Source organism: Streptomyces sp. NPDC054840, assembly GCF_053611065.1.
This window is the reverse complement of the sequence record NZ_JBSGZP010000844.1, coordinates 1-2,694: the sequence shown is the minus strand read 5'-3', so window position 1 is coordinate 2,694 and position 2,694 is coordinate 1. Positions and strand designations below refer to the sequence as shown.

2 protein-coding genes are annotated in these 2,694 nt (G+C 69.6%); both read right to left on the bottom strand.

Features of this window, described 5'->3' with window-relative positions:
- Positions 1–5 precede the first annotated feature (5 nt).
- Entirely contained in the window at positions 6–1,214 is a 1,209-nt protein-coding gene (gene metK, locus ACWGIU_RS34910; RefSeq protein WP_381842260.1) for a methionine adenosyltransferase, read from the bottom strand.
- 212 nt (positions 1,215–1,426) lie between these two features.
- Positions 1,427–2,641: a bifunctional phosphopantothenoylcysteine decarboxylase/phosphopantothenate--cysteine ligase CoaBC gene (coaBC, locus tag ACWGIU_RS34905; RefSeq protein WP_453712116.1), complete on the bottom strand. Its 1,215-nt coding sequence runs from the start codon at positions 2,639–2,641 to the stop codon at positions 1,427–1,429.
- Positions 2,642–2,694: the final 53 nt, after the last annotated feature.

Genomic DNA, 2,694 nt, shown 5'->3' with positions numbered 1-2,694 from the left:
GGTGTTTACAGACCGGCGGCCGCGCGCAGCGCGTCCACGCGGTCGGTGCGCTCCCAGGTGAAGTCCGGCAGCTCACGGCCGAAGTGGCCGTAGGCGGCGGTCTGGGCGTAGATCGGGCGCAGCAGGTCGAGGTCGCGGATGATCGCGGCCGGGCGCAGGTCGAAGACCTCGCCGATCGCGTCCTCGATCTTCTGGACCTCCACCTTGGCGGTGCCGAAGGTCTCGACGAAGAGACCGACGGGCTCGGCCTTGCCGATCGCGTACGCGACCTGGACCTCACAGCGCGAGGCGAGACCGGCGGCGACCACGTTCTTGGCGACCCAGCGCATGGCGTAGGCGGCGGAGCGGTCGACCTTCGACGGGTCCTTGCCGGAGAAGGCGCCGCCACCGTGACGGGCCATGCCCCCGTAGGTGTCGATGATGATCTTGCGGCCGGTGAGGCCGGCGTCGCCCATCGGGCCGCCGATCTCGAAGCGGCCGGTCGGGTTCACCAGGAGGCGGTAGCCCTCGGTGTCGAGCTTGATGCCGTCCTCGACGAGCTGGGCCAGGACGTGCTCGACGACGAACTCGCGGATGTCGGGAGCGAGCAGCGAGTCGAGGTCGATGTCCGACGCGTGCTGCGAGGACACCACGACGGTGTCGAGGCGCACGGCCTTGTCACCGTCGTACTCGATGGTGACCTGGGTCTTGCCGTCGGGGCGCAGGTACGGGATGGTCCCGTTCTTGCGGACCTCGGAGAGCCTGCGGGACAGCCGGTGCGCGATGTGGATCGGCAGCGGCATGAGCTCGGGGGTCTCGTCGCAGGCGTACCCGAACATCAGGCCCTGGTCGCCGGCGCCCTGCTTGTCGAGCTCGTCCTCGTCGCCCTCGACGCGCTTCTCGTAGGCGGTGTCCACACCCTGCGCGATGTCCGGGGACTGGGCGCCGATGGACACCGAAACGCCGCAGGAGGCGCCGTCGAAGCCCTTCTTCGAGGAGTCGTAGCCGATCTCCAGGATCTTTTCCCGGACGAGCTGCGCGATCGGCGCGTAGGCCTTCGTCGTCACCTCTCCCGCGATGTGCACGAGACCCGTGGTGATGAGGGTTTCCACGGCGACGCGCGAGGTCGGGTCCTCGGTGAGGAGCGCGTCGAGGATCGTGTCGCTGATCTGGTCAGCGATCTTGTCGGGGTGGCCCTCGGTGACGGACTCCGAGGTGAAGAGACGACGGGACACAACGCTCCCTGGGGTTGCAGCGGCTGCTGGCTGATCATTTGGCGGAACCACATCGGGGGCTGCGCCCGATCACGTTCCGGATGCAGTTTATCGGTCGCCACCGTTTCCGGGACCACCCGTCTCGCCTTATGGGAGCCGTGTGACCTGCGGCACTGACATTCTTACGCACGGAGGTGACCTGGAGAAGGGGAATCGACGCAGGCGCGTCGCGCCTAGAGCCGGACCGCCACTTGGTCCCACACCACGTCAGCCAGAGCTTCCTTCGGACCGTAGGGCACCGGAGTTTCAGACCCATCAGAGGCCAGGATGATCGCTTCATTCTCCTCAGAACCAAAGGTGCGCGCCTCGCCCACCTCGTTCACGACGAGAAGGTCACAGCCCTTCCGGGCGAGCTTGGCGCGGCCGTTCGCGAGGACGTCGTCGGTCTCCGCGGCGAATCCCACGACCACCTGTCCGGCCCTGGCGCGATCGGCCGAGATCTCCGCGAGAACGTCCGGATTGCGTACGAGCGCCACAGGCGCCGGGTCCTGCCCGTCCTTCTTCTTGATCTTTCCGCCCGCGTACTCGGCGGGCCGGAAATCGGCCACGGCCGCGGCCATGACCACGACGTCGGCGTCCGCGGCCGCCTTGAGTACGGCCTCCCGCAGCTGGACGGCCGTGCCCACCCGTACGACGTCCACCCCGGCCGGGTCGGCCAGCGCGGTGTTGGCCGAAACGAGGGTGACCCGGGCCCCGCGGGCGACGGCGGTACGGGCGAGGGCGTAGCCCTGCTTGCCGGAGGAGCGGTTGCCGAGGAAGCGGACCGGGTCCAGCGGCTCCCGCGTACCGCCCGCGCTGATCACCACGTGCCGCCCGGCGAGGTCCGGCTCGCTCACCCCGCGAGCCAGAGCCCGCCTTCTCAGGACGTGGCGGCAGACTTCGAAGATCTCCTCGGGGTCGGGCAGCCGCCCCTTGCCGGTGTCCTTGCCGGTGAGCCGACCGACGGCGGGCTCGATGACGAGGGCGCCGCGTCGGCGCAGCGTGGCCACGTTCTCCTGGGTGGCCGGGTGCTCCCACATCTCGGTGTGCATGGCGGGGGCGAAGACCACGGGGCAGCGGGCCGTGAGCAGGGTGTTCGTGAGCAGGTCGTCGGCGAGCCCGTGGGCGGCCTTGGCCAGCATGTCGGCGGTGGCGGGAGCGACGACGACGAGGTCGGCGGACTGCCCGATGCGCACGTGCGGCACCTCGTGGACGGACTCCCAGACCTCGGTGGAGGCCGGGTTCCCGGAGAGGGCGGACCAGGTGGCCTCCCCCACGAAGTTCAGGGAGGACGCGGTGGGCACCACCCGCACGTCGTGGCCGGACTCGGTCAGCCGGCGCAGCAGCTCGCACGCCTTGTAGGCGGCGATCCCGCCACTGACTCCCAGTACGACCTTCGGCTTATCCACCACGCACTTCCCTTCTCCGTGTCCGACGCGGCCGACACCTTCGGCTCCGCTTC